The organism is Chromohalobacter sp. 11-W (genome assembly GCF_029889905.1).
Lineage (GTDB): Bacteria > Pseudomonadota > Gammaproteobacteria > Pseudomonadales > Halomonadaceae > Chromohalobacter.
The window spans coordinates 1-25111 of sequence record NZ_JARANZ010000008.1 but is presented as its reverse complement, the minus strand read 5'-3'; the positions used below and the strand labels follow the sequence as shown (position 1 = coordinate 25111).

At 56.0% G+C, this 25111-nt stretch carries 25 protein-coding genes; 5 read left to right on the top strand and 20 right to left on the bottom strand.

Going from position 1 to position 25111, the window contains the following annotated elements:
* Nucleotides 1-277: 277 nt before the first annotated feature.
* From OP494_RS12220 to OP494_RS12200, 5 genes are all read right to left on the bottom strand, one after another.
* Nucleotides 278-1279 carry a TRAP transporter substrate-binding protein gene (locus OP494_RS12220; RefSeq protein WP_280541106.1) on the bottom strand — a complete coding sequence of 334 codons (1002 nt, stop codon included), beginning with the start codon at nt 1277-1279 and terminating at the stop codon, nt 278-280.
* Nucleotides 1280-1340: 61 nt separating this feature from the next.
* Nucleotides 1341-2480: a glycoside hydrolase family 88 protein gene (locus OP494_RS12215; protein WP_280541104.1), complete on the bottom strand. Its 1140-nt coding sequence runs from the start codon at nt 2478-2480 to the stop codon at nt 1341-1343.
* A 35-nt stretch (nt 2481-2515) separates the two neighbouring features.
* Nucleotides 2516-3814, bottom strand: coding sequence for a TRAP transporter large permease (locus OP494_RS12210; RefSeq protein WP_280541102.1), 1299 nt, complete (start codon nt 3812-3814; stop codon nt 2516-2518).
* On the bottom strand, nt 3811-4305 hold the full coding sequence (locus OP494_RS12205) for a TRAP transporter small permease (RefSeq protein ID WP_280541100.1): 495 nt from the start codon (nt 4303-4305) through the stop codon (nt 3811-3813). The genes OP494_RS12210 and OP494_RS12205 overlap by 4 nt, the downstream gene beginning before the upstream one ends.
* Before the next feature lie 101 nt (nt 4306-4406).
* A complete protein-coding gene (locus OP494_RS12200) occupies nt 4407-5162 on the bottom strand; it encodes a hypothetical protein (protein WP_280541098.1) in 756 nt (251 codons plus the stop codon).
* A 265-nt stretch (nt 5163-5427) separates the two neighbouring features.
* Here OP494_RS12200 and kdgR point away from each other — a divergent pair, with 265 nt between their 5' ends.
* On the top strand, nt 5428-6237 hold the full coding sequence (gene kdgR, locus OP494_RS12195; RefSeq protein ID WP_280541096.1) for a DNA-binding transcriptional regulator KdgR: 810 nt from the start codon (nt 5428-5430) through the stop codon (nt 6235-6237).
* A gap of 81 nt (nt 6238-6318) precedes the next feature.
* Here the strand turns inward: kdgR and kduD are convergent, their stop codons facing one another.
* The 10 genes from kduD to rhmD form a co-directional block, all read right to left on the bottom strand.
* Complete coding sequence (gene kduD / locus OP494_RS12190) at nt 6319-7080, bottom strand: 2-dehydro-3-deoxy-D-gluconate 5-dehydrogenase KduD (protein ID WP_280541095.1); 762 nt, start codon at nt 7078-7080, stop codon at nt 6319-6321.
* Between the two features lie 16 nt (nt 7081-7096).
* Nucleotides 7097-7933, bottom strand: coding sequence for a 5-dehydro-4-deoxy-D-glucuronate isomerase (gene kduI / locus OP494_RS12185; RefSeq protein WP_280541094.1), 837 nt, complete (start codon nt 7931-7933; stop codon nt 7097-7099).
* A gap of 180 nt (nt 7934-8113) precedes the next feature.
* Nucleotides 8114-8305 carry a hypothetical protein gene (locus tag OP494_RS12180; protein ID WP_280541092.1) on the bottom strand — a complete coding sequence of 64 codons (192 nt, stop codon included), beginning with the start codon at nt 8303-8305 and terminating at the stop codon, nt 8114-8116.
* Between the two features lie 5 nt (nt 8306-8310).
* Entirely contained in the window at nt 8311-9846 is a 1536-nt protein-coding gene (locus tag OP494_RS12175; protein WP_280541091.1) for a hypothetical protein, read from the bottom strand.
* A 35-nt stretch (nt 9847-9881) separates the two neighbouring features.
* Entirely contained in the window at nt 9882-11321 is a 1440-nt protein-coding gene (gene aldA / locus OP494_RS12170; RefSeq protein WP_280541090.1) for an aldehyde dehydrogenase, read from the bottom strand.
* Nucleotides 11322-11368: 47 nt separating this feature from the next.
* On the bottom strand, nt 11369-12169 hold the full coding sequence (locus tag OP494_RS12165; protein WP_280541088.1) for an HpcH/HpaI aldolase/citrate lyase family protein: 801 nt from the start codon (nt 12167-12169) through the stop codon (nt 11369-11371).
* 9 nt (nt 12170-12178) lie between these two features.
* A complete protein-coding gene (locus OP494_RS12160; protein WP_280541087.1) occupies nt 12179-12949 on the bottom strand; it encodes an SDR family NAD(P)-dependent oxidoreductase in 771 nt (256 codons plus the stop codon).
* Nucleotides 12950-12963: 14 nt separating this feature from the next.
* Nucleotides 12964-13878, bottom strand: a complete 915-nt coding sequence (locus OP494_RS12155) for an amidohydrolase family protein (RefSeq protein ID WP_280541086.1) — start codon at nt 13876-13878, stop codon at nt 12964-12966.
* A gap of 5 nt (nt 13879-13883) precedes the next feature.
* Entirely contained in the window at nt 13884-14207 is a 324-nt protein-coding gene (locus OP494_RS12150; protein WP_280541085.1) for an L-rhamnose mutarotase, read from the bottom strand.
* 17 nt (nt 14208-14224) lie between these two features.
* Nucleotides 14225-15409: an L-rhamnonate dehydratase gene (rhmD, locus tag OP494_RS12145; RefSeq protein ID WP_280541084.1), complete on the bottom strand. Its 1185-nt coding sequence runs from the start codon at nt 15407-15409 to the stop codon at nt 14225-14227.
* A gap of 264 nt (nt 15410-15673) precedes the next feature.
* Between rhmD and OP494_RS12140 the strand changes: the two genes are divergently transcribed.
* Nucleotides 15674-16612 (top strand): LysR family transcriptional regulator, encoded by a 939-nt coding sequence (locus OP494_RS12140; protein ID WP_280541083.1) that lies wholly within the window; start codon nt 15674-15676, stop codon nt 16610-16612.
* Nucleotides 16613-16734: 122 nt separating this feature from the next.
* Here the strand turns inward: OP494_RS12140 and OP494_RS12135 are convergent, their stop codons facing one another.
* The 3 genes from OP494_RS12135 to gloA all read right to left on the bottom strand — a co-directional run bounded on the left by OP494_RS12135 (nt 16735) and on the right by gloA (nt 20193).
* Nucleotides 16735-17703, bottom strand: a complete 969-nt coding sequence (locus OP494_RS12135; RefSeq protein ID WP_280541081.1) for an ABC transporter substrate-binding protein — start codon at nt 17701-17703, stop codon at nt 16735-16737.
* 108 nt (nt 17704-17811) lie between these two features.
* The gene (locus OP494_RS12130; RefSeq protein ID WP_280541079.1) at nt 17812-19467 is read right to left on the bottom strand and encodes a glucan biosynthesis protein D; all 1656 of its coding nucleotides are present in this window, start codon (nt 19465-19467) and stop codon (nt 17812-17814) included.
* Nucleotides 19468-19659: 192 nt separating this feature from the next.
* Entirely contained in the window at nt 19660-20193 is a 534-nt protein-coding gene (gene gloA / locus OP494_RS12125; protein ID WP_280541077.1) for a lactoylglutathione lyase, read from the bottom strand.
* 216 nt (nt 20194-20409) lie between these two features.
* Here gloA and OP494_RS12120 point away from each other — a divergent pair, with 216 nt between their 5' ends.
* Genes OP494_RS12120 through OP494_RS12110 form a run of 3 tightly spaced genes read left to right on the top strand, consistent with a single transcriptional unit; the run spans nt 20410 to nt 23675 of the window.
* Nucleotides 20410-22509: an FUSC family protein gene (locus OP494_RS12120; RefSeq protein WP_280541076.1), complete on the top strand. Its 2100-nt coding sequence runs from the start codon at nt 20410-20412 to the stop codon at nt 22507-22509.
* Nucleotides 22499-22726 carry a DUF1656 domain-containing protein gene (locus OP494_RS12115; RefSeq protein WP_280541074.1) on the top strand — a complete coding sequence of 76 codons (228 nt, stop codon included), beginning with the start codon at nt 22499-22501 and terminating at the stop codon, nt 22724-22726. The genes OP494_RS12120 and OP494_RS12115 overlap by 11 nt, the downstream gene beginning before the upstream one ends.
* A 4-nt stretch (nt 22727-22730) precedes the next feature.
* Entirely contained in the window at nt 22731-23675 is a 945-nt protein-coding gene (locus OP494_RS12110; RefSeq protein WP_280541072.1) for an efflux RND transporter periplasmic adaptor subunit, read from the top strand.
* Here the strand turns inward: OP494_RS12110 and OP494_RS12105 are convergent.
* Both OP494_RS12105 and OP494_RS12100 read right to left on the bottom strand, forming a co-directional pair.
* The gene (locus tag OP494_RS12105) at nt 23585-23959 is read right to left on the bottom strand and encodes a DUF2345 domain-containing protein (RefSeq protein WP_280541070.1); all 375 of its coding nucleotides are present in this window, start codon (nt 23957-23959) and stop codon (nt 23585-23587) included. The genes OP494_RS12110 and OP494_RS12105 overlap by 91 nt on opposite strands.
* Nucleotides 23960-24085: 126 nt before the next feature.
* Nucleotides 24086-25042 (bottom strand): hypothetical protein, encoded by a 957-nt coding sequence (locus OP494_RS12100; protein WP_280541068.1) that lies wholly within the window; start codon nt 25040-25042, stop codon nt 24086-24088.
* Nucleotides 25043-25111 lie beyond the last annotated feature (69 nt).

Genomic DNA, 25111 nt, shown 5'->3' with positions numbered 1-25111 from the left:
CTTACAAACAAGCGCCAAATAAAACCCTATAGGATATAGCGAACAACTATGTGGAAGAATAACAAAGTAAAACTTATCCACATGGATAAATTATTATGCTTATATAGCGACACGTCATGATCGACTATTCGAACAATCTTTTCGGAAACATCACCTCCGCAGCCATCATGTTCGCGCTACAAGCACTACCCCTATCTCTTTCTAAAATACTAGCATTCATACTTGGCACTTATGCAGGGCTGACAAGCAAGTATTGACAACCCTGCTGTGCGGACATTTATTGATCACTTAACTCTTTTATTTGCTGGTAAAGAGCATACTTCACAGGAGATTTTTTAAGGTCGTCATATATTGGTTGCACAGCCTTTTGGAAGGGCTTGATATCAACCTCATTGATTTTTACCCCAAATTCGTTACGGATCTGATCACGCGCTGCCTCGACAGCCTCCGTCCAGCGCTTAGTCTCGAATTCTGTCGATTCCTCGATAGCCTCCATGACGACAGTGCGCTGGGTATCAGACAGCCCGGAGAGCGTTTTGCTGTTGAACAAAATGATATCTGGGATGCGCGTATGACCGTCCAAAGAGTAGTAGTCCACTACTTCACCATGACGCGCGGTGGTGAGGGCGAACTCGTTGTTTTCGGCCCCGTCCAGAATACCCTGTTGGAGAGCCGTATAGACCTCTCCCTGAGCCATCACGACCGGTGCTGCTCCCAGTAACCTCATGGTGTCGACAGCGGTCTGGCTCTGCATCACGCGGATCTTTTTGCCCTCAAGATCCGAGACCTCGTTGATCGGAGTATCTTTGGTATAGAAGTTGCGCTGGCCGGAGTCATACCAGCCAACGCCAACAAAACCTTGGTCCTGAGTGGATTGGTAGACGTCCGTCATGATGGCGTCACTTTTCATGACGCTATAGAAGTGTTCCCGATCATCGAACAGATAGGGCAGAGAGAAGACTTCGTAGACAGGTGAAAAACTGCCCATCAAGCCTCCAGAGACTTTCGTTATATCAATAGCGCCCGTCTGCAACATTTCGACCAATTCGCTTTCACCACCCAACTGGCTGTCCGGGAAGTAGGTGACAGTAATTGAGCCATCTGATTTCTCTTCCACCAGTTTGCCGAACCGGGCCAGAGCATCTTTGACTGGCTGGGAGTTCTGCGCATAGGCCAGCTTGAGGTTGACGCTGTCTTCAGCCTGTACCGAGGCGACATTCAATGAGAAAATGGCAATAGCGGTGGCCAGTAGTGGTTTAGTGTGAGATGGCGTTTTCATAGTCGACTCCTAGTCTTGATCTTATTGGTTGAGTAGTAAGTCCGTGAGGACTGGGAAAAGCTTATAGGTAGGTTCTCATATATTCGGACAGGCACAGGATCGCCATGGCCTGGCCATAGGGCATGGAGGTCAACGGAATGTCCCGGTAGTAGTCGAGATTATCGCCCATGGCGGTTCCAAAAGAGACCTGCGCTAGTTCGCCATCCGAGCTGATATTGTCAATCACCCCTCGAACAGCCTTTTCAGCCATTTCGTAATAGACAGCATCGAGATAGCGCATCCGGACGCCCTTGAGAATACCGTAAGCGAAACCGGCCGTGGCCGAGGCCTCCAGATACGAGGATGGATCGTCGAGCAGCGTATGCCAAAGGCCAGAATCCGCCTGCCACTCGGCTAGCGACGCGACCTGAGACTCCAGAACTTGGAGCAGGTAGCGGCGGATGGGATCTGGAGCCGGAAGGTCGAGTAACTCCAGGAACTCAGGAATAACAATGGTTAGCCAGCTATTACCACGCGCCCAGCGAGCCTGGGCAAAATTATGATGACCATCGAAGGTCCACCCATGAAACCAAGCCCCGGTCTCTCGATCCATCAAATACTGAACGTGGATCAAGAACTGATATTTCGCTTCTTCCACATAGTCCGTGCGACCCAGAAGGCGACCGATCTTAGCCAGTGGCAGCACACTCATCATCAGGGTGTCGTCCCACAACTGCTGATGGTTTTCGCTGTTATAAACCACATGTTGAATGCCGCCCTTATCGGTACGGGGCATGTCGTGCATAACCCAATCCGCCCAGGCCTGCAAATACGGCAACCATTCTTTATGGCCCGATTCTTCGTAGCGGTAGGCAAGGGTCAGGAAAGGGCATACTGTATTAACATTTTTGGTAGCTAGACGATCAGAAAAGCGATCATGAAACCAAGCATCAATAATCGCCAGGGTATCAGCATCATTAGTCTGTTCGTAGTATTTGTACATGCCGAAAAGACCGATGCCATGGGTCCACTCCCAGCCAGCCCAACCTTTTGTATCTATCGTGCGACCATCATCTAAATGCAGCAGGAACTCACCGGCCTCATCTTTTATATTAACCAAATTTTCGATTACTTTCTTGATCAGCGCAACCACTTCATCATGGGAAATGAAGCGCTCCTCCTGCCTGAGCAGCGCGCTGTGCTTAACACTAAAAGTCTTCATATTTCCCTCACTTACGATGCATGGATATTTAAAACTTACAACCCCATGGCACGGGGAAGAAATAGCGTGACCGCCGGAACATAGGTAATCAGAAGCAAAATCGCCAAGATTACAATATAAAACGGCATTAGCGGTAGCAACAGATTTTCGACTTTTTCTTTGGCTATTCCAGCTCCGATAAATAACCCCGTCCCCACAGGTGGAGTTATAGTTCCTATGCAAAGATTGAATACCATTATGATGCCAAAATGAACCGGGTTAACTCCGATCTCCGAAGCGATAGGAAGAAGAATCGGCGTAAAAATAAGTATCGCGGGCCCAATATCCATAAAACACCCAATCACTAACAATATGGCGGTTATGATTAGAAGAACAATGATAGGATCGTCAGAAACTGACAAAATCATGCTACTGAGGGCAGCCGGAAGTCCAGTAATGGACATGGCAAAAGACATAGCCGAAGAAGCAGCGAGCAGGAACATAATCACACCTGTCGTCTCGGTTGCCTTGACCAACGAGCCTAGAAAGGCTTTGATATCGATAGTCTGGTAGATGAACATCGTCAGAAATATCGTATAGATAACCGAGATGGCTGAGGCCTCGACCGCCGTAAAGATACCAAAGATAATGCCGCCAATGATGATGAAAATCAGCATCAGACTGGGTAGAGCTTGTGCGATTACCGCTTGTACTGAACTGTCTCTCAAATCCAACCGAGTCGTGTAACGGCGTGACTTGGCGATGAGGTAGGCAACCAGAATACAACCTCCGCCCCATAGGCTTCCTGCAATGAGCCCTCCAGCAAAGAGTGCAGAAATGGAAGTGCCACCACTTGCCAAGGCATAGAGAATAAAAGCGGTTGTCGGAGGAATCAGCATACCCGTAGGTGCCGAGGCGATATTGACAGAGGCTGAAAATGGTCGACTGTAGCCTTCCTTCTCGCTCATGGGGACCATGACACCACCGATTGAAGTAGAGGCGGCAATCGCAGATCCCGAAATAGCTCCAAACATCATGTTGCCCACAATATTGGTGTGGGCTAAGGAACCGGGGATACGCCCGCTGAATAGCTTGGCAAAGTTGACCAATCTTAAGGCGATACCCCCATTATTCATCAGTACACCAGAGAGAATGAAGAAGGGGACAGCTAAGAGGGTAAAGCTGTCGAGGCTTGAGACCATTTTCTGGGCCGTCGTAAAAATCGCGATATCAGCTGGCAGCACCAGAAGAATCGTCACTGCAGAAGAGGCAGCGATACAAATTCCGATAGGAACGCCGATAACCAGAAGTCCGACAAAGGACAGAATCAATATTAATCCGGCATCTAGAATCATGAGACTTGCCTCCTGGTGTAGTACTGGCAATCGCTATATAACTTAAAGCAGTTCATCAGGCAGTAAACTACGATGATAGCCCCGGAGACGGGCAGCGAAAGATAGATAATGCCCTTGGGAACATTCAGCATAGGGTAAACTTGAGCCATAGTGTTGGAAGTCGCCTGCGCACCACCATAAATCATCACAAAACCGGCAAAGGCAATGAATAACAACTCGATGAATATATCGAAAAAACGCTTCCAAGCCCCACTCAAATTACCAGTCAACAATGTCAGACTTACATGTTCACGACGTCCTGCTACATAAGCTATGGCCATCATCGAAAGCCACACCAGGGAAAGACGCAAAAAGGCTTCTGAGATTGTACTAGGGCTATTAAAAACATATCGACTCACTACTTGCCACGTGGCAACTACCACCATTATGACGAAAAGGAGACAGCTAAAGGCCTGTACAAAACGGTCAAGCAGGGTTCGTATTTTTTCCATATCACACCCCTTTTAAGCTAGCCTTTCTTAAGGCGTCATAATGTTCTTAACCATAGCGACGATAGCCAGGAGAGGCACTACCCCTCCTGCTCCACTTACCACTAAAACTTATGCGCATACCCAAGAAGCCATGAGCTATTTCTCTGCCCTGGATCGGTAGATGCATTCTCGCTATTTGTGTCACGCCTTATGTAACCACCAAACATTGTGTTTTTAGGATCTATTTTATAAAACGCAATAAACTCTTGCTCAAGATAATTCCTACCTCCTCCTGAACCAAAATCTGGCGACTCATCCTCCATTTTGAAGTGGTAATGCGGATTATAAAGTACCGTCCATCTTTTACTTAACTCATAACTTGCATAGATATCAACGCGCCCCGCCTCTCCCTTCTTAGCAGTGCCACTAGTAGTAGTTTCGTTCTCATAACGATAACGCCCCCTAAGGCTCCAACCATCTCCCTCATACCCTAGCTTTATAGCCGCAAGCGCTCTGGTCACATTCGACCTAAACTTAGCGCCTAACTGTGGTGCGAGAGACCATTTTTCACTATGCCCGAAGCGGAATGCAGGGAAAGAATAATTGGCAAAAAACTCATCATGCTTGGGCCAACCGCTATCATGAGAACCTTCACGCCAATACCAATCTTTTTCGAGCATAAGCGATGATCCATCATCGAATAAGCGTGTATACGATACTTTTGGCAAGGTCAGGGCATGATCATTCGTGGTTCTTTCCAACTTTGTCGTCAATATATCCCCTGAGACATCATAAGCGAAAGCAGTGCTTGATACCCAGAAAACCACACATCCAAAAGTCATACCTGCTAACAGTTTTTTATCATTAATGAACTGCATGCTTTCTCCGTTGTTATTTCTTGTGTGCCAATTGAGTAAAGACGGTTTTATCACATCAATGCTGAGGAGATGTCGGTCAAAATATACCGCTCCGCCCTCCTTCAATTTAAAAGTAACAGCGTTTCTACAAAAATGAAATGTCGTTTTAATTATACTTTTGTCTACTTTTGAATATATCTCAGCCGCACGCGGGGATTGGCAGGAACTTCTTTTTGGGGTAAATTCAGACCACCTTTCCAAATTTTATGAAACGGAGCTAAAGTTTATGGCAGCGTCGCAAAAGCCCGACAATGTGGCCGCCGTCATGAAGGTGTTCTCGATTCTCGAGGGGCTGGCCGAGCAGCGGGATATCGGGCTCTCCGAGCTGTCGCAACGCACCTTCATGACGAAGAGCACCGCCTACCGCTTCCTTCAGACCATGAAGGAACTAGGCTATGTGAGTCAGGAAAAGGACTCCGAGAAATATGGCTTGACCCTGAAGTTGTTCGAACTGGGGGCCTCTGCTCTACAGAATGTCGATCTAACCCGCTTGGCTGACGTCGAGATGCGTCGGCTTTCGGAAATCACCCATGAGGCCATCCACCTAGGGACGCTGGATGAGGATCGGCGACACATCATGTACATCCATAAGTACGATTCTCAGTACAGCCTTTGCATGCAGTCACGTATCGGGCGCCGCAACCCCGTCTACTCCACGGCCATGGGCAAGACCTTGCTTGCCTGGATGGATGTGGAACAAGCATGCCAAGTGCTGGAATCCGTCAACTTCATTCCTCATACCAAACACACCCTGACCAGTGTCGAGGCGGTCATGAGCGAGCTGCCGGAGATTCGTGAACAAGGGATCGCCGAGGATCGAGAAGAGGCCGAATTGGGTGTGCATTGCCTGTCGGCACCTATATTCGATCGCTTCGGCAAGGCGGTCGCAGCACTCAGCTTGTCGTTTCCAGTAGTGCGTTACGATACGCAGAAACGTGCAGAATACGTTCAGTTGTTGCACCAAGCTGGCCAGCGTGTTTCCGAAGGCCTTGGATGCCATAACTACGGCTTTGCAACGAGCCCCAGTCCGGCATAGGTGGCCTCCTTGATACAAAGCAAGACACTGCTTGAAGGCTGCGCCTTGCTGTTGTTTAACGCTTCGTTCAAACATAGCTACTTATCGGGCCAACCAGCCGCCGTCAACAGCAAGGGCATGGCCATTGACGTAGTCCGAGGCAGCCGAGGCCAAGAAAACTGCAGCGCCGGATAAGTCCTCGGGGCTGCCCCAGCGGCCGGCAGGAATGCGCCCCAGTATTTCTTGGCTGCGATGAGGGTCATTGCGCAGGGCCTCAGTATTGTTAGTAGCCATGTAGCCAGGAGCAATGGCATTGATATTGATACCATGTGCGGCCCATTCATTGGCCATTAACCGCGTTAGCCCTAGTACGCCGCTTTTGGATGCAGTATAGGAAGGCACCCGGACACCGCCCTGAAACGACAGCATTGATGCAATGTTGATAATTTTTCCATTGCGTTGCTTGTCGATGCAGGCGCGGGCAAAGCCCTGCGCCAGGAAGAACAGGCTCTTGAGATTGACGTCCAAGACGTCATCCCAATCCTGCTCTGTGAATTCCAGTGAATCAGCGCGACGAATGGTGCCAGCGTTATTAACGAGAATGTCTGCGCCACCGAAACGTGCCTCCGTCTGGGCGAGAATGTCATCGATCGGTACCGTGCTGGTCAAATCGGCATCCACGGCTAAGAATTCCACACCGTGCGCCTCAACATGCTGCTGTGTCTCCTCGGCAGAACGACGATTCACTGCCACAATGTTGCAACCGGCACCTGCAAGACTTAGTGCCATGCCTTGTCCAAGCCCGGTATTGCAACCCGTAACGATGGCCGTTTTGCCGGTCAGGTCAAAAAGCTGTGAAATCATGAGTTCTCCTTGAGGCTCAGAGCAGATCTGACATTGCGATATGATCCATATCTGAAAATGTCTGGTTTTCACCGGCCATAGCCCAGATGAAAGTGTAACTGCCGGTGCCGACCCCAGAGTGTAGTGACCAACTGGGCGAAAGGACTGCTTGGCGGTTGCGAACGATCAGGTGCCGCGTTTCTTGGGGTTCTCCCATCATATGAAACACCACGCTATCGTCGGCCATATCGAAGTAAAAATAAGCTTCCATGCGGCGGTCATGGACGTGGCATGGCATGGTGTTCCACAGGCTTCCCTCTTCGAGTCGTGTCATGCCCATCAACAGCTGGCAAGTCGGTAAAACATCCGGCACTAGATATTTGTAAATAGTGCGCCTGTTGCTGTTTGAAGTATCACCCAACGTCTGTGGCGATGCCTCCTCCAGTGTGACCTTGCGTGTGGGATAGGATTGGTGGGCGGGCACACAGCTGAAATAGAAAGCTGCCGGATTGGCTGGATCGTCACTTTTGAAGCAAATTTCACGACTTTCCTTGCCGATGTATAGCGCTTCGTGGGGGCCTATCTCGTGGTGAGTTCCATCTACTGTGATAACGCCCGAGCCACCGATGTTGATCGTGCCCAACTCGCGACGCTCGAGAAAGTAGTTAGTACCAGTCTGTTCGCTAAGCGATGCAGGCACAGTAACCGGCTCTTCGATAGGCAAAGCACCGCCAATAATGTTGCGGTCCAAGTGACTGTAAACCATCTTTAATTCGTTCTTGACGAAGATCTCTTCAATAAGGAACTGCTCACGCAAGCCTTGCGTATCTAAGGTCTTAACATGTTCGCTATGGATTGCTTGGCGAATCTCCATGCATACCCCTCAAAACGATGATTTAAAAAAAACAAAACGACGTTTTAAAAATACCATCGAGCAGATCATTGTTCAAGTTATAGGCGCATCAGCTCCGCCTTTGGCGTCTAGGGTGGCCAAGTAGGTCTCAACCATAGTGAAAAAAGAGTGGCGACCTTTCGAGGCTGCCACCTTTTTTGCCTAACCCGCCTGACGATTAGCGGATTTCTCACGCCCCATCCAAAATGGCGTGGCGAGAAACCAGGCCACCGTCACGACTAGCAACGACCACTTCATGGCGACCTCCCCCATCACGCCGAAGAGGTAGAGCATCGGGAATAGCACCGTCAGGACCAGCATCGCGAGCGAGACGATTTGTAGTATCAGACGCATACGGATTACTCCACTTTCGATGAGGCGGTGGAAGTCGTTGCACTGGCGGTTGCCCCCAACGCGCTGGCGTCATCGGGCGCCTGCCGTTTCTGGGCCAGAAAGCTCAACGTGATGAAAAGCGTCGCCGCAATGAACCAGCCGGGCAGGGCCACAAAGAAAATCTCAATGTTGGCAAACTGCACCAAGACCAAGCAGATCGCCAGAGTGATCAGCCAGGCGCCTAATACCGGCATGGTCAACTTGCGGCCTGCCCGTTCAGCATAGAAGCTGGTCAGGCCCAATTTCGGTAGCACCCAGTAGTCGATGACAATTACCGCACCGATGGGCATCAGTAGTAGCCCGTAGAGCGCCACAAAACCCAGCAGTTGCATCGCTACCCCCGGGAACATCGCTACGAAGGTAGTCAACATGCCGGTTCCGATCGTCACACGGAAACGCGAGACGTGTGGCACGATGGCTTGAAAGGCCAACCCGGCGCGATAGATGGTGGGGTTGGCCGTTGTCCAGCCGGCGATGATCACGCAGATCAGGCCCGCCACGCCCAGCGCCTGATCAGCCAAGGGCCCGGGAAGCGGATTCGGAATGTTGCCGGCCTGGGCAGCGGAGACCACAGCGCTCTCCGAGGTCAGCCCGGCCTGATACATCTGGAAGGCAAACAGCATGGAGGCCGCCAACCAGGCCATGAAGTGCCCCACATACATACCCGCCGCCGAGGCGATGCTATACCAGCTCTTGCGGGCAAAGCGCAGCACCGAAAGGTCGGCCATGCCGACATGCATCGCCATATTGGCAAACCAAGCGAAGAAGATCACATGCCAGATGGTGAAGTCCGGCTGCCCCGGCACGTGCACTCCAGTCCAGATCGCTGTCTCCGCCAGCGTCCACAGATCGCCGGCGGAGCCGACCTCCGTGCCGCTGGCATCGATAAACCACTTCAGCGAGACGATACCAAAGCCTAGGAACATCAATACCATCCAAGGCGCGGCAATGTTGGCGAACCAGGAAACGAAGCGATAGCCGTAGGCCGCCACGATAGTAATCACGATACCAACGGCCAACACAGCGAGCACCCAACCCAGGCTATTGGGCATCAAATCCGCCAGGGTGGGTAACGGGAAGCCAAACCACACACCTACTGCCGTTGCTGAAACGGTGATCATGGCGCCGGCAAGGAAACAAAACGCCAGGCCGTTGGCCAGGTTGTAAAGGATAACGGTATGACGGCCGGCGATCTTTTCGAGCTGATAATAAAGAGTCAGGCGTGCCCGGGTACCGATAGGGGCGGCGAGCAACAGCCAGCTCAACACCGCCAGAACATTGCCAATAATAAGTCCCACAACGACATCGAAGGCGGATACGCCCGCGAGCACGAAAAGCGGGCCGATCATCAACTCGGTGCCGGCGGTGTGCTCGCCGGCATACATGCCGATAAAGCTCTTGAAACCAAGTAATGCTTTCTCGGGAACAGGCTGGCGCTCATACTCACCACCGACGGCGGTCGGATCGACACCCGCAGCGGTGTCAGGGGTCATGTCGCTCATGGCGCACACCTCCGTTGTTGTGATTGTTGTCGTTCTCAGGTCTCGAGGTAGACCACATGGCTACGGGTGTACTCGTAGAGGCCGTGCTTGCCATCGGCGCCGCCGATCCCCGATTTACGGGTACCAGCGTGGAAGCCTTGCATCGCCTCGAAGTTCTCGCGATTGATGTAGGTCTCGCCATAGTCGATCTCGCGACAGGCGTGCATGGCGCGGGCCAGACTGCGGGTATAGACCGACGAGGTCAGGCCATAGTCGGAGTCGTTGGCCAAGGCGATCGCCTCGTCAAGATCATCGACAATCTGGATCGGCAGCACTGGACCGAAGATCTCCTTGCGCATGATCTCCATGTCGTTGTGGCAGCCGCTGAGAACCGTGGGCTGGTAGTGAAAACCGGCTCCAAGATCGGCGATCCGGCCACCAGTGACCAATTCGGCGCCATCCTGAGTGGCGCGCTCGACCATCGCGGCGACCTTGTCCAGCCCTTGTTGATTAATCAACGGGCCCATCTCGATATCGGACTGGGTCAGGGGATCGCCGTAGGAGGTGTCGGCCATAGCACGGGCGATCTTGTCGGTGAACTCACCGGCAACCCCACGTTGCACGTAGACACGCTCGGCGCAATTGCAAACCTGACCGGTATTGATGATCCGCGAGTCGCGGATGGCCTTCACGGCTAGATCAATGTCGGCATCGTCAAGCACGATAGCGGGAGCCTTTCCACCCAACTCGAGGTTGACCTTGGTGATGTTGTCAGCGGCGCTGCGCATGATCCGCGAGCCGGTCTCAACGCTGCCAGTGAAGCTGACCATGTCGACCAGCGGACTCGCCGTCAGTGCCTGGCCGGTGCTGGCACCGTCGCCACTGACGACGTTGAACACCCCCGCAGGTAGACCGACCTGATCAAGTAGACGCGTGAACTCGAAGCAGTTGTTGGGCGTCTCCTCGCTGGGTTTGATCACCACGGTATTGCCGGTCACCAGCGCCGGCGCCATCTTGCGGGCGATCAGAAAAAACGGGAAATTCCACGGCAGAATACCGGCCACCACACCGAGCGGTTTGCGAAACAGGAAGATGTTCTCGCCAGGGCGGTCGCTCTCGATGATTTCGCCTTCGATGCGCCGCGCCCACTCGGCCATGTAGTCGAGATAATCAGCCGTGAAGTTGACCTCGACCTCGGCTAGCCCCGAAACCTTGCCCTGCTCTTCGGTGATCACCCGCGCTAAGGCCTTGGCCTCGCTACGGATCTTGTCGGCTAGCAGGCGCAAGTAGCTGGCGCGCTCCACGGCGGGAAGGCGCGCCCAGGATGGCTGAGCCTCGTGAGCCGCACTCAGCGCCTTTTCAACCTCGGCCTGGCCGGATGCCGGCACGCGCGAGACGAGCTCTCCATTGGCCGGATTGCGAACCTCAAGGTGCTCGCTCGCATCTACGAAGGCGCCATTGATGTAGTTTTGGTAGGTCTTGTTATCACTGCTCATTTGTGACTCCGTTAGTTATTAGCGTCTGCATTACAAGACACCATGGTTCAATAGGTGCTCGACGTGGCCGAGGGTGATGTACCTTGCTGTTTGTAGCGGGCCACCGTCTGCTGTGCGGCCTGGCGCATCAGGCTGATGTCGATGCCCACGGCAATAAAATCGAACCCCCACTCGGCGTAGCGACGGGCATCCTCTTCGGCTGGCGCGAGAATGCCGGCAGCCTTGCCAGCATCCCGCGCTGCGTCGAAGGCACGGCGAATCATCGCTTGGACGTCGGAGTGGCCCGGGTTGCCGACATGTCCCGTGCCGGTGGAGAGATCGGCGGGACCGACGAAGACCGCATCGACCCCGTCCACGGCGGCAATCACCTCGACGTTGTCGATGCCCGTCGGCGATTCCACCTGGGCGATCAGGCACAACTCTTGGTGGGCCGTCTCTATGTAATCGGGGACAGCGTCCCAGCGGGTGGCGCGGGTCAGGCCGCCGCCCACACCGCGAATACCGTGGGGCGGAAAGCGCATTGCGCGTACCAGTGCCTCGGCCTGCTCAGCGGTATCAACCATCGGTACCATCAATGTCTGGGTACCGACATCGAGCAGTTGCTTGATCAGCGCCGGATCGTGATTGACAGCACGTACCACTGGGGCGCTGCGATAAGGCGCCACGGCCTGTAGCTGGCCGAGCACTGCCGGGACTGGATTGGGGGCGTGCTCACCGTCGATCAGTAACCAGTCGAAACCGGTAGTGGCGAGGATCTCGGCGGCGTAAGCAGTACCGAAGCCGGCCCAGCAGCCATAGCGAGTTTCGCCGGTCAGTGCTGCCTTGAATGGATTCTTGGGAAGTTCCACGGCCGGCTCCTATTGCAGGTTGACGAACATGCCACCGTCGACCAGCAACGAAGCACCGGTGATGTAGGCGGCCATATCGGAAGCGAGGAAGGTGATCGGTCCTGCCAAGTCATCCGGCCGACCCAACCGACCCAGCGGCGTGCGGTCGATCATATAATCGCGCTTCTCGCTGTCGGCGAGGTCGTCCTTGTTGATATCGGTCTCGATGGTGCCGGGCAGTACGGCGTTGCAACGGATGCCATAAGGCCCCAGTGCGACGGCACAGGATTGCATCAGCGACACCAGCCCCGCCTTGGTCGGCGTGTAGTGAGTCTGCATACCGCCACCGACGAGGGCGCTGATCGAACTTACGGCAATAATTGCGCCTCCCGTTCCCTGCTCTTTCATGCGGTTAGCGGCAGCCTGGACCGCAAAGTAGGCGCCATTGAGGTTGGTGTTGACGGTTTCCAGATACGTCTCGCGTGGCATATCCAGGAAGCTATGGAACGGACAAATGCCGGCGTTGTTGACGAAGACGTCGACACCGCCGAAGTGCGTCACTGCCGACTCGACCAGCTTTTCGCCAGTTTCCGGGTCGCCAGCTGGGGTGCCCACCGCACTGGCATCGCGGCCCAGCGCTTGGATTTCCGCGATCAGATCGTCGACGAGCGGCTGGCTCGAGGCACTGCCGCTGTAGCCAATGACGACATTAGCGCCTTGACGAGCGCACTCGACGGCCGCCGCGCGACCAATGCCTCGTGAGGCGCCAGTGATGATGACGGTCTTATCGTTGAGCAGCATGAAAGGCTCCTGAGTCATGAATTCTGCGCCGGGGTAGCGGAGGGAAGGCGGTAGAGGCGTCGTGCATTATCGATGAACAATGCTTGCTTCTCCGCCGCTGAAGCATCGGCGACGATATCCGCGTAGGCGTGCCAGACATCGGCGTAACGGGCATAGAGGCTATCGACCGGAAAGTTGGAGGCGAACAGACAACGCTCCACGCCGAAGGCGTCGATCGCTTCGAGAATCAACGGGCGGATGCTGCCTACCGTCCAATGATGGTCGAGCATGCCGAAACCGCTGAGCTTAATAGCGACGTTGTCGCGCGCGGCCAGTCGCCGTAGGCCGTCACGCCAAGCTCGCCAGCCTGGGAGGCCATGACGGTCGACGTACATCCCGGCATGGTTGAGCAAGAACAGCGTATTGGAGTGTGCGTCGGCAAGCTCGGCGGCTCGGTACATCTGCGACGGATAGATCTGCAGGTCGAACGACAATCCATGTCGCTCCAGCAGGCGGAAATTTTCACACCAGGCAGACTCGTCCATAAAATGGCGCCCGACGTAGTCATAGAGCGGATCAGTATGGACATTGAGGATCTGGCGCACGCCTCGCACCCGGTCGCTCATCGCGAGCTGCTTCTCGAGCACTTGGGCGGTATCCGGTTGCGAGAAGTCAGCACCTACTACCAGCGCCGAAGGCAGCGCTGGGTCACCGTCGTCGTCGAGCCCCGCAAGCCAGCGGGTCTCCTTGACCGGATCGATGGCATCGGCTTCGATATGCACAGCGCCGAGTAGCTCAATAGCATCACTCTTTCGGCGCAGGTCGGCGGGACCATAGTCACGGGCCATCGGCCGGTAGTCGCCAAGGAGATTGGGCTCGGGGTGCTCAAGCCAAGGTTGGTTGCCCAGACCGAGATTCCAAAAGTGCGCATGCGCATCGATCACTTGCATGGTTGTCATTCCTCGGGCCGTAACGTGAATACTTCTTCCAGCGCCACGCTTTGAGGTGAAGCATCCGATTCGGTATCCATAATATCGGCCATGGCATTCCACCAACGCTGCATCACCGGCAGCGCCGGCAGGTCGTCAATATGATGATCCTCGGCAAGCCACATGATCGCGAACAGGTGACGCGATTGCGGATCGAAGAAGATGCGGTACTCCTCGACGCCCGCCTCGCGCAGGGCTTCGACCAACTCAGGCCAGATAGCATCATGACGCCGCCGATACTCGGCTTCCTGGCCGGGATATAGGGTCATTCGAACGGCGTGAATCGGCATCTCGTCTTCTCCGCGGCTCAGTGCTCGTAGGGACGGACTAAATCGCTTTCGGGGTTCAAGCGTACACCGAAGCCAGGCGCGTCGAGTGCTGAAGCGCGCATACGCCCGTTCTGCGGCACTGGCTCGTCCAGCAGTAGCGGATTGAACATCGGCACTACTTCGTCAGCGTCAGGCGCCATCATCAAGAACTCAGAAAACGGGCTGTTATGGCGGGTGATCACGAAATGGTAGCTGTAGACCGAGGAGCCATGCGGCACCACCAGCTTGTTGTGGGCATCGGCCATCGCCGAAATCTTGACCAGCTCGGTGACGCCGCCACACCAATTAACGTCGGGTTGGAGAACGTCGCAACAGTCCATCTCCAGCAGCATGCGGAAACCCCAACGCGTCGCTTCATGCTCGCCGGTATTGACCAGCATGCCGGGTGGCACGTTGCGCTTGAGGTCTGCATATCCCCAATAATCATCGGGTGGCAGGGCTTCTTCGATCCACTTGAGACCATACTCTCGGGCGCCATGAGCCAATTTGGTGGCGTAATTGAGATCGAGGCTCATCCAGCAGTCGAACATTAGCCAGAAGTCGTCGCCGACCCGTTCACGCATGTCAGCGAGCTGAGCGAGGTTCTTTTTCAACCCCTCATCACCCTCAGCCGGGCCATGTCGGAGCGGCATCTTGCCGCCGATGAACCCCATTTGCTTGGCGAGGTCAGGGCGGGCACCAGTGGCGTAAAAGGTCAACTCGTCGCGTACCGGGCCGCCGAGCATGGCGTGCACAGGCTCTTGGCGCAGCTTGCCCAACAGGTCCCAAAGCGCCAAATCGACGCCAGAGATAGTATTAAGCACTACCCCCTTACGACCGTAAAAGAGTGTGGCGTTAAACATCTGGTCCCAGATTTTCTCGAGATCGGTAACCTGCTGGCCTTCGATGAAACGCGCCAAATGTTTTTCGACAATGAAAGCGCCGATCTCGCCGGCAGTTGTCACCGCGAAACCCACCGTGCCATCACTGGCCTCGACCTCAACGACCAAAGTGCCGAGCACATTGAGCCCAAAGCTGCTGCGCGTCATGCGATATTCCGGATACTTGCTCATCGGAGTCGAAATCTGACTATCGATCCAGTGCCCTTCTCCTTGATCGTGATAATCAGCACCACCACCGCGAACGGTATACGCACGAACATGCTTCACAGTAGGCATCGCCATGGCGTCATCCTTATTTAAAAGAGTCCAAAACAGGTTGTAGAAACAATAGATACCCGTGACAGCGCCACTTGACTAATACGCAGAGCGGCACAATTGATACCTTTTTGTTATCAGGTAGCCGAGAGGCCGTATATGATGGGAAACACGAGATAAAGCTTAATCTATGCGAGATCCGCAGTGTTATACCAATGTCGCATGCCAAATCGCTGAGATAGGCTGCCGTTATCGATAACCTAAAACTGCTTTCACTAAAGGATGTGGTCCATGCCCGATGCGACGCACCAGGCGATGCTGCTCAACCGCCTTCGCTACAAACATCTGTTGCTGATCTCACTACTCAATGAGCATCGCAACCTTCATCAGGTAGCGCGCACGCTTAACATGTCGCAACCTGCGGCAACACGCATGCTCCGCGAGATCGAATCCACCTTCGAGTGCCAGCTGTTCGAGCGCACTCCACGCGGCGTCCTTCCAACCCAGCTCGGTGAAGTGCTGATTGAATTTTCCCAAAGCGCGCTGACTCGACTAGGGCGCTGTGCCGAGTCGCTACAACGCCACCAGTTGGGCGATCAAGGACAACTCGTGCTGGGTGCAATCATGGGTGCAGCTCCTGACCTGGTAGCCGAGGCAGTGATCGAAATGAAGCGTCAGCGCCCACTATTGCAGATGCGTATGCTCGGCGAAACGAGCGATCAACTAGTAGAGCTATTAGCCCATAACCGGATTGATATCGCCATCGCTCGCTACGTGACCGCACTTCAGCACAACCTATTTGACTTCGAATCGCTGGATAACGAGACCATGCTGGCAGTGGTACGTCATGACCATCCCCTAACCGGCTCCGTAGAGCTTACGTTGGCCCCGCTGCTTGAGGAATGGCCATGGATCCTCCAGCCATTGGAGAGTCCGGCACGTCAGGTGCTGGAGAAGGAATTCGAGATGGCTGGCTTAATGTCACCACGTGACATCATTGAGTGCGGTTCCATTTTTGCAGGTCTGCAATTGGTCAAGCGTGGTAACGGCATATTGGTACTGCCAGAATCAGTACTACGAGACTATTTGAAATTTGGGGAAATCGAGGCACTACCGATCTCCGTCGGCAGAACGCTATCGCCGTTTGGGATATTGACTAGGAAGGATGAGACACTTAGTGAACCCGTTCGTCATTTTTGCGAAATATTAAGAAATATGGGTAAGGATTGACCTCAAAATGACGAAGCAGACGCGCCGCTCGCAAAACAATCGAACGGCGCACGAGTACCAATTATGCACTCATTTTGTTGCTACGTTACTGGCTGATTTTCTTCAGTCCATATTGCAGAACCTTAAAGATCGAACGCTTTTTGCACCACCGGCCAGGCGGGCTCGCCGTCGCGGGTGGTGACTCCGTCGAGGAAGCCTTCGACCTTGTCGGCGTTTTCGCGCATCCAGGCGATGGCGGCTTCGTCCTTGGGCATTTCGTCCTGATCGTAGCGACGGATCATGTCGCTCTGATCCTCGGCGGTGAAGTCCAACTGGTCGAGCAATTTGGTGGCGTTGGGGTGCGCCTCGGAGAATTCCTTTGTGACCAGGGTGCGCACATCGCTGCGGCCACCGTCTTCGCCCCATAGATCTTTAGGGTCATCGAGGTAGGCGAGATCGTACTTGATGTTCATCCAATGCGGCGTCCAGCCGGCGAAGACGATCCATTCCTGATTGTTGATGGCGCTATCGGCGGCGCCCAGCATGCCCGGCGTGGAGGTCTCGGAAAGCTCCCAGTCGCCCAGGCCGTAGGTATCGCTGTCGACGCCGGCATTGAGCTGCTCGCTCATGCCTGTGCCGGTCTCGATGGAATATACCGTGCGACCGAAGCGCTCGGCGTTTTCTGGCTCATCGAGATTCTCAGCAGAGGTCACACCGGCATCGAAAACGTAACTTGGCACCGCGAAACCGATGCGCGCGCCGTCGACGTTATTGCCCAGATCGACCAGGATGCCTTTCTCCATGGCGGTGTCGTACATGCCTTGTTGCGCCGGCAACCAACCCGCCAGGAAGGCGTCGAGCTCATTCTCGTTGAGCGCTTGATAGGTAATGGTGGTACCGAGTTGTTCTTGCTGCGGGGAGTACCCCAGCGTTTCAAGCAGTTGCGCGGCGAGTTCGGTCTTTACCGTGACACCCGGCCACGGCGGCACCGAAAAGCGCACCTCGGTGGTATCGTCCTGAGCCTGCGCCATCCCCAGCGGGGCAGCAGCCAGACAAGCGCCGAGCAGTACGGCACGCGTACCGCGGGTAACCAGAGAGGGTGATGCGTTCATGCCAGTTCTCCTTGCCTAATTGGTTTTTATTGGGAGCGGCCAGCATGATAACACTATTTTATGTGAGCGCGATTTCTAGACGACCACCCTCTCAGCGGTGTCGAACGATCAGTCATCGAGCGGATGTGGCGGGTGCTCGCGCTGATCCGGGGGCGGCGGAAAGTACTGGTAAAGCCAGGTTTCGCTCAGGGTGTCGCCGTCACCCTCAAGGACCATCCGCATATCGATGGGATCGACTGAATCCTGCGTGGGATACCAGTCGAAAATCACACGGATGCCGTCGAACTCCTCGACCTGGAAAATCTGAATATCGCTCGTCTTACCCCGTGACACCTCCAACTGCGCCATGATCGGGGGGCCGTTCTTGGCAATCTGCAGGATATCGCCGCCGACGTAATCTACCGCGAAGCGCCGTGCCCATTCCTCAGGATAGTGCTCGCCGGGCGCCCAACCTTCTGTGAAGCCGCCCATGCCGCTGCGGGTCGCACGAACACGCGCCAGGTCCGTGGTCACCGGGGCTTGCGCACTCCAGTAAAGACGATACGCAAAGTTCAGTGAATCCCCCGGCTCGATGGCTTGGCTGGGCTTCCAGAACGCCACGATGTTGTCCATGGTTTCGCCGGTAGTGGGGATTTCCATCAGTTGGAGATCGCCCTTGCCCCAGTCATTGCGGGGCTCGACCCAGAGGCTGGGACGCTCATGGTAATTGCCGATCACGTCTTCATAGGCGTCGAAGTCCCGCTCGGTCTGCAACAATCCGAAGCCCTTGGGTGCATCGTCGGCGAACGAGTTGTACTGCAGTTTCGGCGGGTTGTTGAGCGGCCGGCAGACCCATTCACCGTTGCCGCGCCACATGGTCAAACGGTCGGAATCGTGAATTTGCGGATGAATGGTGTCGCACATGCGCCGCTGGTGGGTGCCGCAGCTGAACATGCTGGTCATCGGCGCGATCCCCAGCTGTTCGATGGCCTCGCGCGGATAAAGGTGCTTGTCGATCTCCATGACCACGCGCTCCGCCTCGCAGTGGATGACGAAGCGATAGGCACCGGCGACCTTGGGCGAGTCGAGCAGAGCATAGGCGGTAAAGGTGGTGCTGTCCGGGGTCGGCGTCTCCAGCCAGAAGCGTGTGTAGGTGGGGAATTCTTCCTTCGTCGACTCGGCGAATGTGTTGACCGCCAGACCGCGTGCCGAAATACCGTATTGGTAGGTGTCATCCACGGCACGGAAATAGCTGGCGCCGAGAAAAGAGACGATATCGCGCTCGGTGAGCGAAGGCGCTTTAAAGACGCGGAAACCGGCAAAACCCAGTGTCTCTTCGTTCTCGAACTGAGAGACGTCGACGTCCGCTTGGTCATAGCGGAACAGCGACGGGTCGAAGTGAATCTCGCGGGCGCGTCGGGAATCCGGATCGAGGGCGAACATGCGTACCGGCTGGTTGAACCCCATGCCGACGTGGAAGAACTGCACGTCGAGCTTGCCATCCAGGTCATGCCACAGCGAGTGCCCGGCATCGTAGCCGATGGCGTTGTAATCCTGCGGGGGCATATTCGCGAGCGTAGGGGGCAACTCGCGTACGTTGTTTTGATAGCTGGAATTGGCCATTTCCCTGGCCAGGCGCTGCAACCATTCGAAGCTGAAGTCGCTGGGCTCGCCATCGGCGATCTCGGGCATGTCGCGCGTCGCCGCCAGCAGCGGTGCGGCGGGCAAGCCGTAAAAGGCCGCCAAGGCTAGCGAGCGCTTGAGTAAGGTCCGTCGATCCATCATAGGGCTTCTCTACCAAGAAGGTGGGAGTTCCTTGCCAAACACCTTCATCAGACGTTACCCGAGGCAAACGGTTCCCGCATCAAGCGTCTCTTGCGTACTTTCAACGTAATATCTCCGCCATGCGCATTTCTTCGCGCGTCAAAAAACCCGATGCGCCGATATCGGGTTTTCCGGTTCATGCGACCGCGTGACTTACTGCCCCAGGCCTTTGGAAAGCTCGGGCTGGACGACTTCGATCCAGTAGCCATCGGGGTCTTTAACGAAGGCGACGTCTTTCATTTTGCCGTCTTGCGGGCGCTTCTTGAATTCAACGTGATTGGCGTCGAACCAAGCCTCCGCGGCGGGAAGGTCCGGCACCGAGAAGCAGATATGTCCGAAACCCTGCGGCTCGGCATTGCCGTCATGATAGGCAAAACCTTCCTGGTTTTCGGTGCCCCAATTGTGGGTCAGCTCGAGAATACCTTTCTGCGCGAAGGTGTAGGCGTTGCGCTCGGCTGGATCTTCCGGCACGGCCTCGTCATCGCCGAGATTGGCGAGGAAGTAGAGGGTGAATTGCATTTCCGGAAAGTCGAGCTTGCGCAGCACGCGCATGCCAAAGACCCGCGAATAGAAGGCCAGCGAGCGCTCGGGGTCCTTCACTCGCAACATGGTGTGATTGAAACGAAAGCCCTGCGTCTCGGTCGGTGGCGTTTCGACGCCGGGATGTTGCTCGCCCTGAAAACTCATCGTGCGCTCTCCTTTTCTGTCACGGCACATTTCACTGCCAAGTATTCCTCCAACGTGAGGGCGACGCTGCAAAATTCCAGGGTTCACGCCGCCAGGCTTGGCGAGAGTGGCGGTGAGGTTAGACATACGTCGCACGAGCTGAGATAATTCGCAGACTAATATTTATCTCGCTTTTTCCCTGATGCTCCGACCATGCGGTCGGGGCTGGATGACGTTATGTTGCGTATTTCAACCGATCATTGGTTATTGGCGTTACGCACCGTGCTGGCCGTCTGGCTGGCATTGTTCCTCGCCTTGCGCCTCGATTTGTACCAGCCCGCCTGGGCCATTCTCGCGGTGATGATCGTTACCCTTCAGCCGGTGATGTTCACCGGCGGCACGCCGCCCATCGGCATCATCATCGGACGCGGCGTGGCACGCTTCTTCGGCACCCTGTTCGGCGCCATCGCCGGGCTGGTGCTGATCGCGCTATTCGGCCAGCAGCCCATGCTATACCTGCTGTTCGCCGGCGCCTGGCTGGCGTTCTGCATGTACTGGGTGATGCTCGAGCAGGACGAATACCTGGGCTACGTGATGATGCTCAGCGGCTATACCGCCACGCTGGTCTCGCTGACCGCCATCGGCACAGGGGTCGATGGTATCTGGAGCATCGCGCTGGGGCGCTTCACGGAGACCGCGCTGGGCATTGGCTGCGGTGTCTTGATGCACCTGCTCATCGCCCCACGCTTCGGGAGCCGGGCGTTGCCCGAGGCGCTTTCCCAATTTCTGCAAAGCGCCGCCGAGGAAACCCACGCGGCTCTGGACACACCGCGCCCACGCGACACCCAGGACGCGCGCCTCAAGACGTTGCTTGGCTATTATCAGCAGTTCGAGAAGCTGCGCGGCCTCACCCGGTTGGAAACGCGGCGTCTGAGCCGTTTCATCCCCGCGCTGGACCGCTTCGCCAGTGACAGCCTGGCGTTGATCACCGCCATCCGCGAGCTGGAAACCGCCATCGATTATCTGCGCGCGTGCGAAGATGGCGAGCGCTGGCTGGCACAATTGACCGCACATGCCGCGCCGCTGCTCACCACGATCGCCGAGCAGCCGGCCGGCGAGCCGCTGGAAAAGCTGACACTGCCGGACTTCGAGTGGGACATCGAGCAGGTACGCCCCCGCAGCCGCGTGCGCGCCGAGCTGGTACGTCAGCGCCTCGGAGAAGTGCTCGGCCTGCTCCAGCACGGCCGGCGCCTGCGTCATGCACTGAACGACCCGTCCTCGGACAGAGTGCATACCCTGCCACGCGAAAAACGCACCCGCACCACGCACAACGAGCACTTCGTGGCCCGCTTCAACGCCCTGCGCGTATTCATCGCCTTCGAGTTGTTGGGTCTGTTCTGGGTACATAGTGGCTGGCATTCCGGCTATCTGGCGATGATGCTGCTGGGCGTGTTCACCATGTTGTTCGCCAAGGCGCCCAACCCCGCTGCCGTGGTCTATCAGTTTCTGTGGGGCACGCTCGCCGCCGTGACACTGGGCGCGGTATTGCTGTTTCTGGTCCTGCCGGTGATCAACGGGTTCCCGCTGCTGGCGATCGCCATCGGCATCCCGGTCATGATCGGCACGCTGCTGACACCGCACCCCCGCTGGGCGGCGATGGGGCTCTCCGGCGCCATCACGCTTATGACGTTGCTGAACTTGCACAGCACTTACACCCTCTCGCCGACGACCTACATCAATGGCGGCCTCGCCTCGGTACTCGGCACTACTACGGCGATGTTCACCTACGCGCTGATGCGTCAGCGCTCGCCCGCCGAGCGTATCCGCACGCTGCTCGGCGCTTATTGGCAAGGCGTGGCGCGCCTAATGCGCGAGCCTGCCTTGCCCAACCGGGCGCGTCTGGAGAGTCGCCTTTACGATCGTTTAGGGCGCATCGTCGCCTTGGGCGGCACGGATGACACGCTGCGCGAGGCGCTCGATCTCCACGCTTTGGCGTTGTGCGTCTGGCGCATTCGGCGGCTACGCGAGGAACTGGCGCCGCACCGCCAGGAACTCGAGGCTTGGCTAGACGACATCGGCCAACGCCTGACCGCACGTCGCCACCACTCGCCCGAGGTCTGGCGCCAGCTTTCTGACCAGGCCCGCGAATGGGTCGACCGCTTTTACCACGATGCTCAGCTCTCCGTCGCCACGGCGGGGGAAATCGCCATGCTGGGGCATCTCATGCGCGAGGCGCCCGGCGTCACGCTGGAGGCCAGCGCCGACGACGATGCCCAAGCCGCGCCGCTTGATCGGCAAGCAACATCGCCTCGACAGGAGACGCCGCATGTTCGCTGAATGGGCATTTCTCGGTTTTCTGGTGCCGCCGCTGGCCGTCCCCGTGCTCGTTGCGCTTGGCCTTTATCTGCTCCTGCGGCGAGTGTTCATGCGCCTCGGCGTCTATCACTGGTTCTGGCAACCGGTGCTCGTGGACATCGCCCTCTACGCCCTACTGCTGTGGTCGGTACTCGCCCTGACCGGCGCCTTGCCGATCGCCCACCCACAAGAAGGATGACGCCATGACGCTCTCCCCGCGCGCACGCAAGTTCGTGCGCCCGCTGCTGACTCTGGCGATACTCGCCATCGCCGTGGTTGCCATCGCGCAGATCTGGAACCACTACATGCACGATCCCTGGACGCGCGACGGCCGTGTGCGGGCCGATGTCATCAATCTCGGCACTGACGTCGCTGGCCTGGTCGAGAACCTCCAGGTCGAGGACAACGACGCCGTGCACGCCGGCGACGTGCTGTTCACCATCGACAAGCAGCGCTACGCGCTGGCGTTGGCCGAGGCAAAGGCCAACCTCGACAGCCTCGAACAGCAACGCGCGGAAGCCAAGGCCGCCAACGCCCGCCGTCAAAGACTCGGCGACTACGCCTCGCAGGAGGACCGCGACGACGCGCGCTTCGCCTACTCCAGCGCTCAGGCTCAGGTCGAGCAGGCCCAGGTCGCGGTCGAACAAGCCAAGCTCGACCTCGAACGCGCCACCGTACGCGCCCCAGTTGACGGTTATGTCACCAACCTGCTGCTACGCCCCGGCGAGTACGTCTCGGCCGGCGAGGATGCCGTCACCCTGGTCGATGCCGGCAGCTTTCACGTCCTCGGCTACTTCGAGGAAACCAAGCTCGACGCCATCGACATCGGCGCCCCGGTGCGCATCCAGCTCTTGGCCAGCGACACCCCGCTGTGGGGCCACGTCGACAGCATTGCGCGGGGGATCTCCGACAAGAGCCTCGACAGCCAAGGCAACGGCCTGGCGAACGTCAGTACCTCTTTCGACTGGGTACGACTCTCGCAGCGCATCCCCGTGCGCATTGCCCTCGACGACGTCCCCGAGGACGTCCGACTCTCGGCCGGCCTCACCGCCACGGTCTATCTCAACGACACGCGTGACGAACACCGGGAAGCCTCGGACTGGCAACGCAGCCTCACGCGCTGGTGGGAATCGCTGATCAGTATTTGAGACCGCTTTTCGTGGGTGGTGGCAGCTAGCGGGGCCAATCCTTGATGCGCACGTAGGCGCCGCCGCTGACCAGCAGGGGTTTCCCCGGCGGCGGCAAATAATTTGATCCCGGCTTTCTGGACGAACAGCGAGAGCTTCTCCGAGGTCGAGGCGACCAGGAGGCTCTTGCCGGTGGCGATGTTGACGTCCTCGCCGCTGGCCACACTCAGCGATTTGCCTTGCGCCAGGTGAGTCGATGCCGGGGTGCTCGCCGTGATGGCAAGGTGCAGCCAGGGCGCTTTCAAGCGCGCGGCTTCGCCCCAGCCGGCGTTGGGCTGGGCGACGCGTAGCCAGACGCTGGATGCTGGACGTCTTACAGGGCGTTGGCCCGGCGACGAGACCAATGGAACTGCGCGTAAAAATGGTGAAGATTACCGCTTTGGAAAAACCTCCTCACCACACTCATCAATCACACTTTGCGGCCACTGCGGTAAGCGACAATAGCGGCAGAAGAAGTAATGCCCCACGACCTGTACGCTGAAAGGAATCAAGAACACCGTGCGAACTATCGAGTAGATGATATGGAACTTCTTACCCTCTGAGGCCTTGGATCTGGGCTGAAACCGATGGGCCGCCTCGGAGAGGCTCGGCCGCAAATCAAGACCTCCCATGACAGGCTCTACCGAGTCGGCACCCTCTTCCATAAAGCGGCGTACATATTCGAACCTGGCCGACAGATCGTCGATCATCGCTTGTCGGGCGTTATCGCTATTCGAAGTCATATAGTGATAGTCATCGAACGAGAAGCTATCCCTGACACTCCCATCTTTGTTAAACAGGTAGCCTTTTAGCTCGTAATAATAGCCCTCAATGCTGCCAGCCGAATAGGCTAGACAGAATGTGCATTCATCCCAGCGACAGGTTTTTGGTTGAAAATCGACATCACTAACAAAATAAATTCTTTTAGAGTCATGGTTAAATATTGTGTACTGAAGGCCTTGGGTCTTTAGCTCGCTTTTCGCAGCAAATAAAAGGGGATAAGAAAACAAAAAACCAAGAAACGCCATAAAAGACAGTGCAACGACTCCACCAGCATCAACTTCAACTTCGTAAATCCATGGCATTGCCAGCGGGAAAGATAGAAAAAAAACTAGCAATACGATTCCGCCTAGTGTGCCCCAAGAAACATACAGCCCTCTTTCACGGAACCAAGATTCTGACAACACCAAACAGTTACTTTTCCGAGCACAAACAAAGTCAGGCACTTTGACTTCTCTGACACCCTCCTTTATGTCGAGAATATGCGATTTTGAAAATACTGAAAAACTATCTCTGTTTTTACTAAGAACACCGACTGCCTCAAGTATCTTTTGCTGAGCTTTGTTCATGATCAGTTTTCCAATACCTTCTGTAGTTCTTTGTCACTTATCTTGACACTAGGCCAGCGATCTTCGCTA

Coding starts and splice junctions, on each gene's coding strand:
- OP494_RS12220 (WP_280541106.1), bottom strand. CDS start 1,279: ATGAAAACGCCATCTCACACTAAACCACTACTGGCCACCGCTATTGCC.
- OP494_RS12215 (WP_280541104.1), bottom strand. CDS start 2,480: ATGAAGACTTTTAGTGTTAAGCACAGCGCGCTGCTCAGGCAGGAGGAG.
- OP494_RS12210 (WP_280541102.1), bottom strand. CDS start 3,814: ATGATTCTAGATGCCGGATTAATATTGATTCTGTCCTTTGTCGGACTT.
- OP494_RS12205 (WP_280541100.1), bottom strand. CDS start 4,305: ATGGAAAAAATACGAACCCTGCTTGACCGTTTTGTACAGGCCTTTAGC.
- OP494_RS12200 (WP_280541098.1), bottom strand. CDS start 5,162: ATGCAGTTCATTAATGATAAAAAACTGTTAGCAGGTATGACTTTTGGA.
- kdgR (WP_280541096.1), top strand. CDS start 5,428: ATGGCAGCGTCGCAAAAGCCCGACAATGTGGCCGCCGTCATGAAGGTG.
- kduD (WP_280541095.1), bottom strand. CDS start 7,080: ATGATTTCACAGCTTTTTGACCTGACCGGCAAAACGGCCATCGTTACG.
- kduI (WP_280541094.1), bottom strand. CDS start 7,933: ATGGAGATTCGCCAAGCAATCCATAGCGAACATGTTAAGACCTTAGAT.
- OP494_RS12180 (WP_280541092.1), bottom strand. CDS start 8,305: ATGCGTCTGATACTACAAATCGTCTCGCTCGCGATGCTGGTCCTGACG.
- OP494_RS12175 (WP_280541091.1), bottom strand. CDS start 9,846: ATGAGCGACATGACCCCTGACACCGCTGCGGGTGTCGATCCGACCGCC.
- aldA (WP_280541090.1), bottom strand. CDS start 11,321: ATGAGCAGTGATAACAAGACCTACCAAAACTACATCAATGGCGCCTTC.
- OP494_RS12160 (WP_280541087.1), bottom strand. CDS start 12,949: ATGCTGCTCAACGATAAGACCGTCATCATCACTGGCGCCTCACGAGGC.
- OP494_RS12155 (WP_280541086.1), bottom strand. CDS start 13,878: ATGCAAGTGATCGATGCGCATGCGCACTTTTGGAATCTCGGTCTGGGC.
- OP494_RS12150 (WP_280541085.1), bottom strand. CDS start 14,207: ATGCCGATTCACGCCGTTCGAATGACCCTATATCCCGGCCAGGAAGCC.
- rhmD (WP_280541084.1), bottom strand. CDS start 15,409: ATGGCGATGCCTACTGTGAAGCATGTTCGTGCGTATACCGTTCGCGGT.
- OP494_RS12140 (WP_280541083.1), top strand. CDS start 15,674: ATGCCCGATGCGACGCACCAGGCGATGCTGCTCAACCGCCTTCGCTAC.
- OP494_RS12135 (WP_280541081.1), bottom strand. CDS start 17,703: ATGAACGCATCACCCTCTCTGGTTACCCGCGGTACGCGTGCCGTACTG.
- OP494_RS12130 (WP_280541079.1), bottom strand. CDS start 19,467: ATGATGGATCGACGGACCTTACTCAAGCGCTCGCTAGCCTTGGCGGCC.
- gloA (WP_280541077.1), bottom strand. CDS start 20,193: ATGAGTTTTCAGGGCGAGCAACATCCCGGCGTCGAAACGCCACCGACC.
- OP494_RS12120 (WP_280541076.1), top strand. CDS start 20,410: ATGTTGCGTATTTCAACCGATCATTGGTTATTGGCGTTACGCACCGTG.
- OP494_RS12115 (WP_280541074.1), top strand. CDS start 22,499: ATGTTCGCTGAATGGGCATTTCTCGGTTTTCTGGTGCCGCCGCTGGCC.
- OP494_RS12110 (WP_280541072.1), top strand. CDS start 22,731: ATGACGCTCTCCCCGCGCGCACGCAAGTTCGTGCGCCCGCTGCTGACT.
- OP494_RS12100 (WP_280541068.1), bottom strand. CDS start 25,042: ATGAACAAAGCTCAGCAAAAGATACTTGAGGCAGTCGGTGTTCTTAGT.